Source organism: Bradyrhizobium sp. 31Argb, from assembly GCF_043638955.1.
GTDB lineage: Bacteria > Pseudomonadota > Alphaproteobacteria > Rhizobiales > Xanthobacteraceae > Bradyrhizobium.
Map to the genome: position 1 here is coordinate 1 of NZ_JBEGDB010000645.1, position 920 is coordinate 920.

Annotated in this window: 1 protein-coding gene; it reads right to left on the minus strand. The window is 55.0% G+C overall.

Features of this window, described 5'->3' with window-relative positions:
• Nucleotides 1-541: 541 nt before the first annotated feature.
• Nucleotides 542-844 carry a hypothetical protein gene (locus AAFX91_RS42040; RefSeq protein ID WP_394570394.1) on the minus strand — a complete coding sequence of 101 codons (303 nt, stop codon included), beginning with the start codon at nucleotides 842-844 and terminating at the stop codon, nucleotides 542-544.
• Between the last annotated feature and the right edge of the window lie 76 nt (nucleotides 845-920).

Below are 920 nucleotides of genomic sequence, written 5' to 3' on the forward strand. Positions count from 1 at the left end.
ACTCTAACCCCTGATGAGCCAGAGCCTCCCTTCTCGAAAAGCTTGATCTGTCTCAAATTATCTGACGACGGACAGTCTTTTGGAATATCTGGAAGCTGACACCCAACGTATACCGTAAGCCTTCCGACGGGCAGTTTATAGTCCAGCACGATCTGGAGCGCTACAACGAGGCGGCTGCGGAACAAAGTGCAGCCTACGTGCTAGAGCACACGATTGATATTTTGCTGAAGATGGAGAAAAGACACAGTTCGTCTCGCTCGATGGTGGCGGACACCGTGTACGTTAGTGGGCCGAAGAACGGAAAATCCTTCAACCTGTATCGAAAGGCGGACACACGTAGTGAAATTGTTAGTCAGGTCCCGGGGACAGCGGACATTGTTCGTCTTAAATACAGGACGCCCGGCCTTGTAGATGGCTATTTTTGGCTAGTGACGTACCTTGAGGACCAAGATGGTCCTTTCTTTTTGGGATATGCATCCGAGGATGATCTCGATCTTGACTGATGTGTTGCTCAAGTATCCGAGCTAGTATCGTCCGCGTGTCATAGCAGCTTGCCCTGCTTGTCGTCTCTCCGGTACCCATGACGGGCACGATGCCGATGCACCGTGCGCTGAGTCAGTCCGAGCTGCCGGGCGATTTCGGTTGACGATTTGCCTTCACGATCCAGTTCATCTAAGCGCTCGGCGAGCGAGCGCACGAATTGGCGATAGGTGCCGCCGACGTGCAGCGGGATGTCGATGCGCTGGCCGCGGCCATCGACCTCGAAATGCGCGCAGATCTTCTTTGCCAGCTCGAAGCCGACGCACTCGACCAGCCAGTAATGTTGATAACCGTCGCCGACCAACCGTGAGCGTCACGAGAGGATCGCCGTGCCCGGCCTTGACTTGCGCGGAATGCTTTGGATTGCCCGATCGGGGTGA